The organism is Streptomyces sp. NPDC057616, assembly GCF_042800575.1.
GTDB lineage: Bacteria > Actinomycetota > Actinomycetes > Streptomycetales > Streptomycetaceae > Streptomyces.
Window position 1 is genome coordinate 86,796 of the sequence record NZ_JBHVGU010000028.1, and the last position, 15,242, is coordinate 102,037.

General features: G+C 70.9%; 15 protein-coding genes. 1 reads left to right on the plus strand and 14 read right to left on the minus strand.

Annotation, left to right across the window (positions count from 1 at the left end; translation table 11 throughout):
• Positions 1-55: 55 nt before the first annotated feature.
• From ACFU97_RS30980 to ACFU97_RS31030, 11 genes are all read right to left on the minus strand, one after another.
• Entirely contained in the window at positions 56-580 is a 525-nt protein-coding gene (locus ACFU97_RS30980; protein ID WP_384263251.1) for an NUDIX hydrolase, read from the minus strand.
• Positions 570-1,346 (minus strand): signal peptidase I, encoded by a 777-nt coding sequence (gene lepB / locus ACFU97_RS30985; protein ID WP_384263254.1) that lies wholly within the window; start codon positions 1,344-1,346, stop codon positions 570-572. Before lepB (ACFU97_RS30985) ends, ACFU97_RS30980 begins: the two co-directional genes overlap by 11 nt.
• Positions 1,347-1,437: 91 nt before the next feature.
• Positions 1,438-2,445 (minus strand): signal peptidase I, encoded by a 1,008-nt coding sequence (lepB, locus tag ACFU97_RS30990; RefSeq protein ID WP_384263256.1) that lies wholly within the window; start codon positions 2,443-2,445, stop codon positions 1,438-1,440.
• The gene (lepB, locus tag ACFU97_RS30995) at positions 2,333-3,439 is read right to left on the minus strand and encodes a signal peptidase I (protein WP_384263259.1); all 1,107 of its coding nucleotides are present in this window, start codon (positions 3,437-3,439) and stop codon (positions 2,333-2,335) included. The genes lepB (ACFU97_RS30990) and lepB (ACFU97_RS30995) overlap by 113 nt, the downstream gene beginning before the upstream one ends.
• Complete coding sequence (lepB, locus tag ACFU97_RS31000) at positions 3,432-4,148, minus strand: signal peptidase I (protein ID WP_384263262.1); 717 nt, start codon at positions 4,146-4,148, stop codon at positions 3,432-3,434. The genes lepB (ACFU97_RS30995) and lepB (ACFU97_RS31000) overlap by 8 nt, the downstream gene beginning before the upstream one ends.
• 45 nt (positions 4,149-4,193) lie before the next feature.
• On the minus strand, positions 4,194-4,544 hold the full coding sequence (rplS, locus tag ACFU97_RS31005) for a 50S ribosomal protein L19 (protein WP_019760519.1): 351 nt from the start codon (positions 4,542-4,544) through the stop codon (positions 4,194-4,196).
• A 133-nt stretch (positions 4,545-4,677) separates the two neighbouring features.
• Positions 4,678-5,511, minus strand: coding sequence for a tRNA (guanosine(37)-N1)-methyltransferase TrmD (gene trmD, locus ACFU97_RS31010; protein WP_384263265.1), 834 nt, complete (start codon positions 5,509-5,511; stop codon positions 4,678-4,680).
• A 3-nt stretch (positions 5,512-5,514) separates the two neighbouring features.
• On the minus strand, positions 5,515-6,057 hold the full coding sequence (gene rimM, locus ACFU97_RS31015; protein WP_384263267.1) for a ribosome maturation factor RimM: 543 nt from the start codon (positions 6,055-6,057) through the stop codon (positions 5,515-5,517).
• An 83-nt stretch (positions 6,058-6,140) separates the two neighbouring features.
• Complete coding sequence (locus ACFU97_RS31020; RefSeq protein ID WP_003973401.1) at positions 6,141-6,380, minus strand: RNA-binding protein; 240 nt, start codon at positions 6,378-6,380, stop codon at positions 6,141-6,143.
• Between the two features lie 2 nt (positions 6,381-6,382).
• Positions 6,383-6,802 (minus strand): 30S ribosomal protein S16, encoded by a 420-nt coding sequence (gene rpsP, locus ACFU97_RS31025; protein ID WP_384263270.1) that lies wholly within the window; start codon positions 6,800-6,802, stop codon positions 6,383-6,385.
• 305 nt (positions 6,803-7,107) lie between these two features.
• The gene (locus ACFU97_RS31030; RefSeq protein WP_384263272.1) at positions 7,108-7,704 is read right to left on the minus strand and encodes a hypothetical protein; all 597 of its coding nucleotides are present in this window, start codon (positions 7,702-7,704) and stop codon (positions 7,108-7,110) included.
• Between the two features lie 496 nt (positions 7,705-8,200).
• Between ACFU97_RS31030 and ACFU97_RS31035 the strand changes: the two genes are divergently transcribed.
• Positions 8,201-9,067, plus strand: coding sequence for an SAM-dependent methyltransferase (locus tag ACFU97_RS31035; RefSeq protein WP_384263275.1), 867 nt, complete (start codon positions 8,201-8,203; stop codon positions 9,065-9,067).
• Positions 9,068-9,104: 37 nt separating this feature from the next.
• On the opposite strand, the gene ftsH is transcribed toward ACFU97_RS31035, so the two are convergent.
• The 3 genes from ftsH to ACFU97_RS31050 form a co-directional block, all read right to left on the minus strand.
• Positions 9,105-11,042 (minus strand): ATP-dependent zinc metalloprotease FtsH, encoded by a 1,938-nt coding sequence (gene ftsH / locus ACFU97_RS31040; RefSeq protein WP_384263277.1) that lies wholly within the window; start codon positions 11,040-11,042, stop codon positions 9,105-9,107.
• A 74-nt stretch (positions 11,043-11,116) separates the two neighbouring features.
• Positions 11,117-12,667 (minus strand): signal recognition particle protein, encoded by a 1,551-nt coding sequence (gene ffh, locus ACFU97_RS31045; RefSeq protein ID WP_384263279.1) that lies wholly within the window; start codon positions 12,665-12,667, stop codon positions 11,117-11,119.
• Positions 12,668-12,819: 152 nt separating this feature from the next.
• Positions 12,820-15,242 (minus strand): [protein-PII] uridylyltransferase (locus ACFU97_RS31050; protein ID WP_384263282.1); only part of this gene is annotated, 2,423 nt, incomplete at its 5' end.

The following is a 15,242-nucleotide window of genomic DNA, read 5'->3' on the forward strand; positions in this document are numbered from 1 at the left end:
GCAGCTTCCCCTTCAGCCGTGCGATCCCACCATTGTGCGCCAGTCCCGTGAGCCCCTAGACGATTTCCGCGTCAAGGGTCACGGGCCCGGCCGGGGGACCTTCGTCGAGCAGCCGGCGCAGCAGCTCGGCGAGTCTGGTCGGATACACCGTCTCATGGGCCAGGGCAAGTTCCTCACACGTCCACCAGCGTGCTCCGGCGACGCTGCGCCGCTCCAGCTCCGTGAGGCGGGTGGCCTCGGTCGTCGTCTGGCTCGTACGGGCCAGGAAGTACCACTCGTCCTGGTCCCAGCGGCGGCCCGCGAACGGGAACGAGCACATCCGCCGCCACAGCACCGGCCCGAGCTCCACCTCGGTGATGCCGGTCTCCTCGACGAGTTCCCTCAGTGCGGCCTGTTCACGACTCTCGTCGCCCTCCACCCCGCCGCCCGGTGTGAACCACCATGCGTCGGAGGGGTCGTCCGGCTCGTGGCCGTTGAGCAGGAGGATGCGGTCGTCGGGGTCGAGCAGGACCACCCGGGCGACCTTGCGCAGGCCGCCCGTGTACGTGTCCTCGTACGTGCCCGCGGGGTCAGCGGGCACCCACGGGCTCCGTCCGCGCGCGGGCCCGCCGGGCGCCCGCCCGCTTGGCGATCGGGCCGTAGGCGCCGCCGGCGAAGACGAGGACGGCACCCGCGACGATCATGGTGACGATGATGCGCAGCGGCCCGGGCTGGGACAGCGGGCCGAGCGTCTCGAAGCCGGTGGGGCGCTCCAGCATGCCCTTCATGGGCCAGGCGACGGCGTCGACGCGGGCCGTCACGGCGGACTCCGCGACCGTGCCCTGCGCCGCGTCGCTGAGGTGCGCGGAGGAGTCGAGGGAGCCCTCGCGCTCGTCACCGAGCAGGAACAGGCGGCCCTTGGGGACCTTCACGGTCGGGATCTTCTTGTCCTCGACGACGTTGCCCTTGAGGTACCCCTCGTCGATCTGCTTGCCGTTGACGGTCAGCTTGCCGTTCGTGCAGCAGGAGACCGTGTCCCCGCCGACCGCGACCACGCGCTTGACCACGGCCGAGCCGGTCACCCAGCTCGTGTCGTTGAAGACGACCACGTCGCCCCTGTGTACCTCGCTGCCGTCCACACGCTGTGCCAGGACCCGGTCGCCGACGCCGATCGTCGGCGACATCGAGCTGGTCGGCACGGTGTACGGCCGGTACATCACAGCTCCCCAGGCGAATCCTCCGAGGAACAGCACGACGCCCAGTGCGACGGCCAGTCCGGACAGTCGCTGTCCGGTCCTGCTGCCCACCGGGCCTGTGCTGGTGCCACCGCTGCGCGGGGCCGTACGCGTAGTGCTCTCGCCACCCATGGGTCCGCACCCTACCCGGCGGTACCTGACCCGGTCAGCCCTTCACCGGCCGCCTTGCTCACAGCTACACCAGGGCTTCACCAAGGCGGCGTCAGACGTGCTCCACGGAGCCGCCACGGCGGGTGTCCACGGGCGCGGTCCGCCTGCGCCGCCACAGCACCACCGGCACCGTGCCCGCGAGGGCGAGCGCGTTCGGTGCGGCCGTCAGGGCGGCGGACGCCGAGGACTGCTTGTCGAGGCCGGGCTGGTCGAAGGTGTCCGGGATCGGCAGGGTGTCCCAGCGGGTGAGCGGCCAGGCGATGACGATGGCGCGGCCGACGACCTTGTCCACCGGGACCATGCCGTTGTGCTTGTCGCTCTGGTTGTAGCGCGAGTCGCGGGAGTTCTGGCGGTGGTCGCCCATGACCCAGATGTAGCCCTTGGGGACCTTCACCGAGAACTGGCCGCCCTGGTCGTCGACGCTGCACGGGGTGTTGCCGGCGTAGACGAACGACGTGTCGTTCAGCGCCTTGCCGTTGACCATCAGCGGGCCGGAGCCCTTGCAGGAGACGGTGTCGCCGCCGACGCCGATGACGCGCTTGATCAGGTCCTTCTCCTCCGCGGACGGCATCAGGCCGATCCAGCTGAGGACCTTCTGCAGCGCGTTCGGAGTCGCCGTGGGCTCGCCCGCCAGCCAGTTGTCCGGGTCGTGGAAGACGACGACCTCGCCGCGCTCCGGCTTGGAGCCGAACCAGGGCGTGAGCTTGTCGACGAGAACGCGGTCGCCCTGCTGGAGGGTGTTCTGCATCGAGTCCGAGGGAATCGAGAACGCCTGCACCAGGAAGGTCTTGATCAGCAGTGCCAGCACAAGCGCGATGCCGATCAGGATGGGCAGCTCCTTCCAGAAGGAGCGCTGCTTCCCCGACCTGGGGGGCGTACCGCCAGAGCCCTCGTCCTCGGTCCGGTCCCGGCCGCCCGGCCGCCTGCCGTCCTCGGTCGCCCCGGAGTCATTCCCGGAGGTCACGGCGCTGTCCGCGGCCGGGACGGCAGCGTCCACGGAATTGCCGCGGTGCTCCTCGCCGTCGTGTCCGGACCGTGCGCCAACCGCCACATCCCCCACGCCAACTCCTTACTCTGTGCCGCCGCCTGCCCCAGACGCGGTGCAGGCCCACCACTCCCATAACGAGCGGGAGTTCCGCAGGGCTCGGGAGCTGGATCGTTCCGTTGAAATCGTCGGAAGCAACCCTATGCGACAGCTGCGGGGCCGCGGTCGTCCCCGACACGGAGTTGGAAACGGAGGCGAAAGTTTTAGGTTCTTTCAAGGCGTTCCAGTGGCCGAGCGGCCAGGCGATCACCATCGCCCGTCCCACCACCGAGTCCTCGGAGACCGTGCCGCCGTAGTCGGTGTTCTGATGCGCCCGGGAGTCCGCGGAGTTGGCACGGTGGTCGCCCATCACCCACAGCCGCCCCTTGGGGACGGTGATGTCGAACTCCTGTGTGGAGGGGGCGTTTCCGGGATACAGGTAGTCGCCCTCGGTCAGGGGCACCCCGTTGACGGTCATCCGCCCTTGCGCGTCACAGCACTTGACGTGGTCACCGCCGACGCCGATGACCCGCTTGATGAGGTCCTTCTCGTTGTCGGAGGGCAGCAGGCCGATGAAGGTCAGCCCCTCCTTGACCTGCTTGACGACGACGGGGTCGTTCTTCTTCGTCGTGGTCTGCTCGTCCGCGAGCCAGCCGCCGGGGTCCCGGAAGACGACGACGTCCCCGCGCTTGGGCTTGGAGCCGAACCAGGGGGTGAACTTGTCGACCAGGACGCGGTCGCCGATCCGGATCGTCTGCTCCATCGAGCCGGACGGGATCACGAACGCCTGGACGAGGAACGTCTTCAGGACCAGGGCTATGAGGACGGCGACGCCGACGAGGAGGGGTATCTCCTTGACCGCGCTGCGCCTGCGCTTTCGCTTCACCTTGCGCTGGAGCTTGCGCCGCTCGGCACGCGTACGGCCGCTCGCCACCGATCCACCGGTGCGCCGGGATCCGGTGGGCAGCAGGTTCTCCGTACCGAAGGGGTCGCCGGGACCCGAGCCGCGCGGCTTGCCGCGATTACCCATGGGCACCGCCGGCGGCGGGCACGCGCGCGTAGGCGCCGGGACGGTGCAGACGGGTCCAGTGGGCGAAGGGCCAGACGATCCAGTCGGCGCGTCCGACGACCTCGGAGACCGGGATCATGCCGCCGCCGGGTGAGCCCAGGTGGTCGCGGGAGTCGCTGGAGTCGCTGCGGTGGTCGCCGAGGACGAAGAGGGTGCCGTGGGGCACGACGACCTTGAAGGGCACCGTGGACGGGGTGTCACCGGGATACAGGAACGTCGACTCGTCGACCGACCGGCCGTTCACCTCGATCCTCCCCTCCCTGTTGCAGCAGACCACATGGTCTCCCCCCACACCTACGACGCGCTTGATGTAGTCCCCGCTACCGAAGTACCCGCTTCCGTCGAACACGACGACATCGCCGCGCCGCGGCTCGGCACCGAAACGGTACGCCAACTTATTTACGAGAACGCGGTCCCCGATCCTCAATCCGTTTTCCATGGATCCGCTGGGAATCTGGAACGGTTGCACCACGAAAGCGTTGAGAACCAGCAAAAACACCAGGCAGATGAGCAGGGTCAGGGAGATCCGCCCGCCCGGCAGCCAGTCGGTGATCCGCGACACCAACGCGAAACGCGACCGTCCCTCCGGTCCTTCTGTGTCCGAGGTCTCCTCGGACGGGGAAGGGCGGGAGGAGCGGTCGCGCTCCTGGTGCTGTGCTTCGGTGTCCATCGGGGCGGAATGTTATCCGGCCGTCCTATGGACCCCGGCGCGAGCTCAGCTCTCGCGCTTCTCCTTGATCTTCGCCGCCTTGCCGCGCAGGTCGCGCAGGTAGTACAGCTTGGCGCGACGCACGTCACCGCGGGTGACGAGCTCGATCTTCTCCACGATCGGGGTGTGCACCGGGAAGGTGCGCTCGACGCCGACGGAGAAGGAGACCTTGCGGACCGTGAAGGTCTCGCGCACGCCGGCACCCTGGCGGCGGATCACCACGCCCTTGAACTGCTGCACACGGGAGCGGTTGCCCTCGATGACGCGCACGTGGACGTTGACGGTGTCGCCGGGGCGGAAGGCCGGGACGTCGCTGCGCAGCGACGCGGCGTCGACGGAGTCGAGCAGGTGAGACATTTCGTCTGCTTTCTTCGCTGATGCCACAGGTCATCAACGGCAACTAGGTTTTCGAAAGGATGCTGCCGTCGTCGGGGCGGGCGTCGTGTCCCCCTGTGGCAGGGGCGCACGCCGGACGGCGCACAGCGGCGGCCTATTCTTCCACGCCGTCCGGCCTGCGCCAAAATCGGCCGTACGGCTCGCCCTCCGGATCCGGGGCCCAGCCCAGGATGGAGAGCATCTCGCGGTCCTTCTTGTCGAAGGCCTTGGGGTCGCAGCGCTCGATCAGGTCGGGCCGGTTGGCCGTCGTGCGCTTCAGGGCCTCGTCGCGTCGCCAGCGGGCGATCTTGCCGTGATGCCCGCTGAGCAGCACGTCCGGGATGCCGCGGCCGCGCCACTCCGGCGGCTTGGTGTAGACGGGGCCCTCCAGGAGGTTGGCCATGGCGCCGGGCGCGAAGGAGTCGTCGCGGTGCGACTCGGCGTTGCCGAGGACGCCCGGCAGCAGGCGGGCCACGGCCTCCGTGACGACCAGGACGGCCGCCTCGCCGCCCGCGAGGACGTAGTCCCCGATGGACACCTCGTAGACGGGCATACGGCCGGCGTACTCGTCGATCACGCGGCGGTCGATGCCCTCGTAGCGCGCGGGCGTGAAGATCAGCCAGGGGCGCTCGGAGAGCTCCACGGCGAGCTCCTGGGTGAAGGGGCGGCCGCTGGGCGTGGGGACGATCAGGGCAGGCGCGTGGGAGCCCGTCTCGTAGCCGTCGGCGAGGACGGTGTCGAGCGCGTCGCCCCAGGGGTCGGTCTTCATGACCATGCCGGGACCGCCGCCGTACGGGGTGTCGTCGACGGTGTTGTGGCGGTCGTACGTCCAGCCGCGCAGGTCGTGCACCCGGACGTCCAGCTGCCCACGCGCGCGTGCCTTGCCGACGAGGGAGACGTTCAGCGGTTCCAGGTACTCGGGAAAGATCGTGACGACGTCGAGGCGCATCTCCTACGACTCTTCCCGTGCGGAGGCGATCTCGGCGTTGCCGTCGATCAGGCCCGGGGGCGGGGTGATGACCGCCCGCTGCTCCTGGAGGTCGATCTCGGTGACGATCTCCTCGACGAAGGGGATCATCACCTCGCTCCCGTCGGGCCGCTCGACGATGAAGAGGTCCTGGGACGGCAGGTGCGAGATCTCGGTGATCCGGCCGACCTCGACGCCGTCCGCGGTGACCACGTCCAGGTCCATCAGCTGGTGGTCGTAGTACTCGTCCTCCTCCTCCGGCAGCTCCTCCGGGTCGACCTCGGCGATCAGGAGGAGGTTGCGGAGGGCTTCGGCGGCGGTGCGGTCCTTGACGCCCGCGAAGCGCAGGAGGAGGCGGCCGCTGTGGACCCGGCCGGTCTCGATGGTGAGGGGTCCCGCGGCGGCGGGATCGGTGGTGAGCACGGCTCCGGGCGCGAGCCTGAGCTCCGGCTCGTCGGTGCGTACCTCGACGGTGACCTCGCCCTTGATGCCGTGGGCACGGCCGATCCGCGCGACTACCAGCTGCACGTGTCCAAATCTCCTGTCATACGACTGCGGGCCGGGGACGGCCCAGTGGCCCTCCCCGGCCCGAGCCGGTGTTGCGTTTGGCGTCAGCGGACGTGGTCGACGTCGACGAGGTCGACGCGGACACCGCGGCCGCCGATGGCGCCCACGACGGTGCGCAGAGCGCGTGCGGTGCGGCCGTTGCGGCCGATCACCTTGCCGAGGTCGTCGGGGTGCACCCGGACCTCGAGCACGCGTCCGCGGCGCAGGTTGCGCGAGGCGACCTGCACATCGTCAGGGTTGTCGACGATGCCCTTCACGAGGTGCTCGAGAGCCTCCTCGAGCATGCTCAGGCCTCGGTCGACGCGGACTCGGCGGCGGCCTCGTCCTTCTTCTCAGCCTTCTTCTTCTGGGTGATCGCCTCACCCTTGCCCTCGTCGTCGCCGCCAAGGGCCTCGAACGACGGGCGCGCGGCCTTCTCGGCCGGCTGCAGCAGCGGCGCCGGGGCGGGCTCGCCCTTGAACTTCTGCCAGTCGCCGGTCTTCTTCAGGATGGCGAGCACGGGCTCGGTCGGCTGGGCGCCGACGGAGAGCCAGTACGCGACGCGGTCCGCGTTGACCTCGATGCGCGAGGGGTTCTGCACCGGGTGGTACAGACCGATCTCCTCGATCGCACGGCCGTCACGACGGGTGCGGGAGTCGGCGACGACGATGCGGTAGTGAGGCGAACGGATCTTGCCCAGACGCTTCAGCTTGATCTTGACTGCCACGGGAGTGGGTTCTCCTGGTTTTGACGTGGTTGGGCACGGCGAGACGGCCGCGTGGGGTTGCGGTACCCGAGTGCCCGATGGACGCGTCAGCCGGAGGAGAGAGGGGTCCTGTGCGGCTGTCGAGTACAGCTAGCCATTGTGCCACACCCTGCGGGTCGCTTTCGTCCGAGGGCCCGCACAGGAGTCAGTGCATGGCTGAGAGGCGCCCGGCGTCCCGGGGTGCCGCCGCCGCGTGCACGGCGGTGGCACCCCGTCGTCCGTCGACCGCACCGGCAGCCACGAGATGCCGGTACCGACGGTCGCCGTCAGGCGGCGCCGACCACCTCCGGGATGCGGAACGGCTTCCCGCAGCCGCCGCACACGATCGGGGCCTGGGCCAGGACGGACGGGACCACGCGGACGTTGCGCCCGCAGTCGCAGACCGCCTTGACCCGGACGCCGCCACCGGACGAGCCGTGCCGGGCGGCCGGGCCCCGGAAGCTCTTCGGGGTGTCGGCGGAGGTCGCCGCCGTGTGGGCCTTCAGGGCGCGCTGCAGCCGCTCGATCGTCGGGCGGTAGCGGCGCTTGGCCTCGGGGTTGAGCGTGACCAGCGAGAAGCCGCTGCTGGGGTGCGGTTCCTCGGGGTGGTCCAGGCCCAGCTCCTCGGCGATGGCGAGGAATCTCCGGTTGTGGTAGCGGCCGGCACGGGACGTGTCGCGCACGCCGCGCGCGGCGGCGATGCCATGGACTGCCTCATGGAGCAGTCGCTCGAAGGAGAGCTCGTGACCGCAGGCGGACGAGGACTCTCCGATCAGGGACTCGGGCGCGGCCAGATCGGGCAGCTCGGGGTGGTACCGCTGAATGTCGGCCCACGCCTGTGCCAGCTCTGCGGCCAGAACAGGTGGTGTCTGTGTCGTGCTCACGTAATGACAACGAGCGGGGGTGCCGCTGTGTTCCTATTCCGGGCCATCCCAAATAATTTGCACGTACCCGTCAGTTGCCGCTGATGCGTCCCGACGAGGGCGGGTGCGCTGATCTGCGGAGAAACCTCACAGCTCATACCAAGCCGGTACGTAGTCGGGGCTACGACCCGGCGCGTAGATGATGTCCACGCGCCGGTGCGGCCGTGATCCGTGGATACGCAAGGGGCGTTTCGGCCGCTCTCGCGGCGGAGGGCGCTACTTCACTAAGCGCCGTCGGCGCCCGCGACGTTACCGGGACCCGGCGATCGTAGTGGTCCAGGTTGCCGGGATGTGAAATCTCGCCACTCCCGCAGCGAACCCTCAAGCTGGGCCCGGATACCACTGGACGCGCGGTCGAGTGCGGAGTTACCTGGCATACGGGGGGAGTGCGAGCGCACGTCACGGGGGCTACGGAAAAGGGCACAGCGGCAACTCTCGGCGGATTGGGGCGCTTTACATGACACCTACGCTCGTGCGGCGGCACTTCTCCCACGCGGGTGAGACACCCCCTGTGGACCGGTGTGCACGCGCGCGTGACTGGTCCGAGATCCAGGAGCGGATGCTGGTCCCGCTCTACGAGGCCGTCTACGAGCGACTGGAAGTGGGCTCCGGCACCCGGCTGCTGGGGCTCGGCTGCGGCAGCGGGCTCGCCCTTCTCATGGCGGCGTCCAGAGGGGCCGCGGTGACCGGCCTCGACCACGACTCCCCCGAACGGCTCGCCCTGGCGCGGGAGCGGCTGCTCCCGGACGCGTGGCGCGCACACGCGCGTGCGGGCGCCCGGCTCGTCGACGGTTCACCCGAGGACATAGGGGCCGCGAGCGGCGCGGAGACGCCCGCGTACACCCTGGTGACCGCTTTCGAGCCCATCGGGTGTCTGGCGGGCGACTCGGAGGGGCTCGGCGGGCTGCTGCAGGCAGCGACGCCGCTCGCCGAGCGCGGGGCGCCCGTGGTGCTCGCCGGCTGGGGTCCGCCGGAGCGCTGCACCACGTCGTCCGTGCTGCGGGTGGCCACCAAGCTGGCGGATCCGCTGCGCAGTGCGGGCAGTTGGCGCCCCGCCCTTCGCGACGACCTGGAGGAGGTCGCCCAGCGGGCGGGGCTCAGGCCCGACGGCTCGGGACGGGTCGCGTGCCCCTTCGGGTACGCCGACACGGAGAGCGCGGTACGGGGGCTGCTGTCGACAGGCCTGTTCGACGCGGCCGTCCGCGCCACGGACCAGGCGCAGGTGGACAAGGAGCTGGCGGAGGCGCTGCATCCGTATCTGCGGCCGGACGGGACCGTGTGGATGCCGAACGTCTTCCGGTACCTGATCGCACGGGTCCCGTAGGCCCCGTCGTCGGAAGCCGTGGTGCGCCGCCCGTCGTTCAGGGCTCGTCCTTCGTCAGGCGCGTGACGCCCGCGATGCGGTAGGCGTCCGCCTCCTCCAAGGTCTCGTTCTCCAGCAACGCACGGGCGAGCGCGTCGAGTCGGGAGCGGTGCTCGGTCAGCTTGCGGCACGCCTCGTCGTAGCACTCGTCGACGATCCGGCGCATCTCGTCCTCGATGACGTCGAGGGTCTGCGGGGCGGCCGCGAGGCCGTACGCCTGCTGCGCGTCGCCGGGCAGGGCGGACAGGCGGCCGACGCGCTCGCTCATCCCCCACCGGGCGACCATGCCGCGCGCGATGTTCGTGACCTGCTCCAGGTCGTTCTCCGCGCCGGTCGTGACGACGCCGTAGACGACCTGTTCCGCGGCCATGCCGCCGAGGGCGCCGATGATGCGGCCGCGCAGGTACTCCTCGGTGTACGCGTACTTGTCGGACTCCGGTGTGGAGAGCGTGACGCCGAGGGCGCGGCCGCGCGGGACGATGGTGATCTTGCGGACGGGGTCGGCGCCGGGCTGGAGCATGCCGAGCAGTGCGTGGCCGCTCTCGTGGTACGCGGTGCGCCGGCGCTCCTCCTCGGGCATCACCAGGGGCCGTTCCGCACCGAGTTGAACCTTCTCCAGGGCCTCCGAGAGGTCGCCTTGCGTCACCCGCTCCTGCTTGCGCTTGACGGCGAGCAGGGCCGCCTCGTTGGCGAGGTTGGCGAGTTCCGCGCCGGTCATGCCCGGGGTCGTACGGGCGATGTGGGCGAGGTCGACGCCCTGGGCGAGCGGGATCTCGCGGGTGTGGATCTCCAGGATCGCCTCGCGGCCGCCGCGGTCCGGCGGCGAGACCTGGACGACGCGGTCGAAGCGGCCGGGACGGGTCAGGGCCGGGTCCAGGACGTCGGCGCGGTTGGTGGCAGCGATGACGATGACGCCCTCGGAGCCGGAGAAGCCGTCCATCTCGGTCAGGATCTGGTTCAGCGTCTGCTCGCGCTCGTCGTGGCCGCCCACGCCCGAACCGCCGCCGCGGGCGCGTCCGATGGTGTCGATCTCGTCGATGAAGATGATCGAGGGGGCCACCTTGCGGGCCTCCGCGAACAGCTCACGCACGCGTGAGGCGCCGACGCCGACGATCATCTCGATGAACTCGGAGGCGGAGGCCGAGAAGAAGGGCACGCCCGCCTCGCCGGCGACGGCGCGGGCGAGGAGGGTCTTGCCGGTGCCGGGCGGGCCGGTGAGCAGCACGCCGCGCGGCATCTTGGCGCCCATCCTGCGGTAGGCGTCCGGGTTCTTGAGGAAGTCGACGACGTCGTTGAGCTCGCCCTCGACCTCGTCGATGCCGGCCACGTCCTCGAAGGTGGTGCGCTGCTGCCCCGGCTCCAGCTCGACCGGCTTGGGCGGTGCCTTGCGGCCGAGCATCCCGCCCGCGCCGCCGAGCCCCGCGCTCATCCGCCGCGCGATGAAGACCCACACGGCGATCAGGAGCACCATCGGCGCCAGCGAGAGCAGCAGATTGGCCAGAAAACTACGGTGCTGGACGACCGGCTCGGCGGTGACCGTGACGTCGTGCTTGGTCAGGTTCTCCCAGAGCTGGTCGTCCGCGAAGGACGGGCGCTGGGTGTTGAACTTGGTGTACGTGCCCTCGCCCTCGGGATTGTCCTGGCCCTTCTTGAGCTGGCCCTGGATCGCGTCGCCCTTGGCGTAGATCTTCTTGACGTTGCCCGCGTCGACCTGCTTGCTGAACTCGGTGTAGGAGATCGTCGGCTCGTCGCCCTCGTTGAAGAACGACAGGACCAGGTTCGCGATCAGGTACACGATCAGCGCGGTGAGGATCAGGCTCCACCAGCCGCCGCGCATCTTCCGCCCGCCCGGAGACGGCTTAGGCGTCTCGTCGGGCGTGCCCTCGGTGCGCCAGGGCTGCTCCGGCGACTTGCGCGGCGGCGCGGGGTTGGTCATATCGGGACGTTACGACAACGACCAACCCCCGGCACGCGCAGAGAACGGACTCGGCCCGTGCACCTGCCGACGTGTCAGCCCATGAACTTCTTGAACTCGTCCGGCAGCTCGAAGTCCTCCGGAGCCTGCTGGCCCGGCACACCGAAGGCGCCGCCCTGTGCTGCGGCGGCCCGGCGTGCGGCCTCCTCCTGCTCCTGCTGCTTGCGCTTCATCGGGTTGCCGGAGCGCTGCTTGCCCTTGGCCTTCTTCGGCTGCTTCTTGGTGCGGCCGGGGCCGCCGCCCATGCCCGGCATCCCGGGCATCCCCGGCATGCCGCCGCCCTGGGCCATGCGGGACATCATCTTGCGGGCCTCGAAGAACCGCTCGACCAGGTTCTTCACGGCGCTGACCTCGACGCCGGAGCCCTTGGCGATACGGGCGCGGCGGGAGCCGTTGATGATCGTCGGCTCCTGGCGCTCGGCCGGGGTCATCGACTTGATGATCGCGGCCGTGCGGTCGACGTCGCGCTCGTCGAGGTTGTTGATCTGGTCCTTGATCTGGCCCATGCCCGGGAGCATGCCGAGCAGCTTGCTGATGCTGCCCATCTTCCTGACCTGCTCCATCTGGGCCAGGAAGTCGTCCAGGGTGAAGTCCTGGCCCTTCTTCGACGCCAGCTTGGAGGCCATCTTCTGGGCCTCTTCCTGGCTGAACGTCTTCTCCGCCTGCTCGATCAGGGTGAGCAGGTCACCCATGTCGAGGATGCGGGAGGCCATCCGGTCCGGGTGGAAGGCGTCGAAGTCCTCGAGCTTCTCGCCGTTCGACGCGAACATGATGGGCTTGCCGGTGACCTGGCGGATCGACAGGGCGGCACCACCGCGGGCGTCACCGTCGAGCTTGGAGAGCACGACACCGTCGAAGCCGACGCCGTCGCGGAAGGCCTCGGCGGTGGTGACCGCGTCCTGACCGATCATCGCGTCGACGACGAAGAGGATCTCGTCCGGGGAGACGGCGTCGCGGATGTCCGCGGCCTGCTGCATCATCTCCTGGTCGATGCCGAGGCGGCCGGCGGTGTCCACCACCACGATGTCGTGGACCTTGGACTTCGCGAAGTCGATGGAGTCCTTGGCGACCTTGACCGGGTCGCCCACGCCGTTGCCCGGCTCGGGGGCGTAGACCGCGACGCCGGCGCGCTCGGCGACGACGCTCAGCTGGTTCACGGCGTTCGGGCGCTGGAGGTCGGCGGCGACCAGCAGCGGCGAGTGGCCCTGCTCCTTCAGCCAGCGGCCGAGCTTGCCCGCCAGGGTGGTCTTACCGGCACCCTGCAGACCCGCCAGCATGATCACGGTCGGCGGCTGCTTGGCGAAGCGCAGGCGCCGGGTCTCGCCGCCGAGGATCGTGACGAGTTCCTCGTTGACGATCTTCAGGACCTGCTGGGCCGGGTTCAGCGCCCGGGAGACCTCCGCGCCGAGGGCGCGCTCCTTGACGTTCTTGATGAACGACCGCACGACGGGCAGCGCCACGTCGGCCTCGAGCAGCGCGATACGGATCTCGCGCGCGGTGGCGTCGATGTCCGCCTCGGAGAGCCGTCCCTTGCCGCGCAGGTTCTTGAAAGTCGCTGAGAGGCGATCGGAAAGAGTATCGAACACGGCGCTCGCGGTCCTCGGGGTCGGTGGCAGCTGACGAATCGCCCTCCAGGGTATCCCGGGTCGGTACGACGCCGGGATCCCATGTCACGGCCGGGACGAGATGGGGGCTTCGGGGAGGGCTCCGGCGGCGGTCGAGGCCGCCGGCACCCGGGTCACCCGCGCAGCATCTCCTCCAGCTTGCGGGCCACCGACGCCGCCTCGTCGCCCGGCAGGGGCGCGCCCTCCGGGCCGGTGACGTAGAAGGCGTCGACCGCGTTCGCGCCCAGGGTGGAGACATGGGCACTGCGGACCCGTACCTGCGCGTCCTCCAAGGCACGGCCGATGTGGAACAGCAGGCCGGGGGCGTCCTGGGCGCGTACCTCTATCACCGTCGCCAGGTGGGAGGCGGCCGGGGCGACGGTCACCCGGGGCGGCGGGGCCACGACACCGCGGCGGCGCGGGTAGGCGGCGTCGCGTTCGGCCAGGCGGCCCGCGATGTCCAGGGAGCCGTCGAGGGCGCGGACCAGGTCGGCGCGCAGCCGGGCGGCCTGCGGCAGGGAGCCGTACTCCGCGGCGACCCGCCAGTTCAGCAGCAGGACCGCGCCCTCGACGCCGTCCGGCAGCTCCAGGGCGCGCAGCTCCGCGGTGCGGACGGTCAGCCGGTGCACGGCGAGCACGCCGGACACGGCGGGCAGCACGCCCGGCTGGTCCGGCACGGCGATGAGGAGTTCGACGCCGAGCGGCTCCGGGTCGCCGGCCGGCTGCTCCTCCGCCGGCGGCTCGGTCTGCGCCCGCAGGGACAGCACCGGGCTGCCCGTCGCGACCGCCTCGATGGCCAGGCGTTCCTGCTCGGCGGTGGGTGCGGCCGCCTCGGGCTCCTCGGGGGCGTCGCCGGCGAGCACCGCGGACACCCGCTTGACCAGGTCGGTGACGAGCGAACCGCGCCAGGACGACCAGGCGGCCGGGCCGGTGGCCAGCGCGTCCGCCTCGGTCAGCGCGTGCAGCAGCTCCAGCGTGGACTGGGTGCCGACGGCCTCGGCGACCGAGCGGACCGTGGCCGGGTCCTCCAGGTCGCGGCGGGTGGCCGTGTCGATCAGCAGCAGGTGGTGCCGTACGAGGGTGGCGACGACGGCCACGTCCTCGCGGTCGAAGCCGATGCGCGCGGCCACGTCCTTGGCGATGATCTCGCCGGCCACCGAGTGGTCGCCGGGCCAGCCCTTGCCGATGTCGTGCAGCAGGGCGGCGACCAGGAGCAGGTCGGGACGGTGGACGCGGCGGGTGAACTCCGAGGCGCGTACGGCCGTCTCGATCAGGTGCCGGTCGACGGTCCACAGGTGCACGGCGTTGCGCTGCGGCCGGCAGCGCACCCGCTCCCAGTCCGGAAGGAGCTGGGTGATCAGGCCCTCCGCCTCCAGCGCCTCCCACACGTCGATGGTCGGGCGGCCCGAGCCGAGCAGGGTCACGAGCTGTTCGCGGGCCTCGGCGGGCCAGGGCGTGGGCAGCGGGCGCACGGTCGCCGCCAGGCGCCGTACGGCGTGCAGGGAGAGCGGCAGGCCGGACTGGGCGGCGGCTGCCGCCGCGCGCAGCGGCAGCACGGGGTCGCGCTCGGGGCGGGCGGCACGGGCCAGCACGACCTCGCCCTCCTGCTCGACGACGCCCTCGGCGAGCGGCGAGCGCTCGGCGACCTGCTTCCCGCCGCCGAGCATGGCGCGCAGCCGCGGCCGCACGGCCCGCGACCTCAGCACCCGGCCGACTTCGCGCCAGGTGACGTCGCTGGCGTACGAGATGACACGCGCCGCCTCGTACACCTCCCGCAGCAGGGTGTCGGCGTCGAGCAGGCCGAGCTCGGCGGCGACCTGGTCCTGCTCCTGGAGCGCGAGCCGGTCGGTCGCACGCCCCGTCGCCAGGTGCAGCGCGTCGCGTACGTCCAGCAGCCGGCGCCGGGCCTCGGCCAGGCCCTCGCGCGGGGCGTCCGCCACCCAGGAGGCGGCGACGGCGCGCAGGATGGTGGCGTCCCGCAGCCCGCCGCGGGCCTCCTTGAGGTCCGGCTCCAGCAGGAACTGCAGCTCGCCCTGCCGCTCGGCGCGCTCGGCGCCCAGCTCCTGGAGTTCGGGCAGGCGCTTGGGCGCCTGGTTGCGCCAGTCGGCGAGAACGGCCGTACGCAGACCGGCCGTCAGCCCCATGTCCCCGGCGATGTGGCGGGCGTCCAGCAGTCCGAGCTGGACCTTCAGGTCCTCCCCCGCGGTCTTGCGGGCCTCCCCCGGGGTGCGCACCGAGTGGTCCAGGGCGAGGCCGAGGTCCCACACCGGGTACCAGATGCGGTCGGCGAGCGCGGCGACCGCCCCGCTGTCGCCGCCGTCGTGCAGGAGCAGCAGGTCCAGATCGCTGCGGGGGGAGAGCTCGCCGCGGCCGTAGCCGCCGACGGCGATCAGGGAGATCCCGCGCAGCCCTTCGGCCCCCGCTCCGAAGAGCCCGGCCAGCCACTTGTCCGTCAGCGCGGACAGGGCCGTACGGCGCGGGGGGGGGGCGAACCGGGTCCACCCGTTAGAGGGAAAAGAGAAAGCAAAACAGACAACAAGAGACGCCGCTTCCTCTC